Consider the following 359-nt stretch of genomic DNA (forward strand, 5'->3'; position numbering starts at 1 on the left):
ATATCGAATGGTTCAGTGTCGAACCGGCAGGAGGGGAATGCCATGAGCGGTGAACACACATATACGAACCCGGTGTTGACCGGTTTTCATCCGGACCCTTCAATTATCAGAGTCGGGGAAGATTATTACATGGTGAACTCAACGTTCCAGTATTTCCCGGCAATCGTTATTTCCCACTCTAAAGATTTAGTCCATTGGAAGATCATCGGCCACGGAATCACGGAAAATGAAGGATTGGACCTGTCGGATATCAATGATTCGCACGGCATTTGGGCGCCTGATATTTCGTATCATAACGGAACCTTCTACATCTTCGCGACGCCCAGGCTGAACGGACCGACTGTCATCAACGGCCGAAA

The 359-nt window shown here is 48.7% G+C and carries 1 protein-coding gene; it reads left to right on the forward strand.

What is annotated here, in order from left to right:
• Positions 1-42 precede the first annotated feature (42 nt).
• On the forward strand, positions 43-359 hold a 317-nt coding region (locus J0695_RS46600), incomplete at its 3' end, for a family 43 glycosylhydrolase (protein WP_206970219.1).

The sequence above is a fragment of the Streptomyces beijiangensis genome (assembly GCF_017315755.1).
Lineage (GTDB): Bacteria > Actinomycetota > Actinomycetes > Streptomycetales > Streptomycetaceae > Streptomyces > Streptomyces beijiangensis.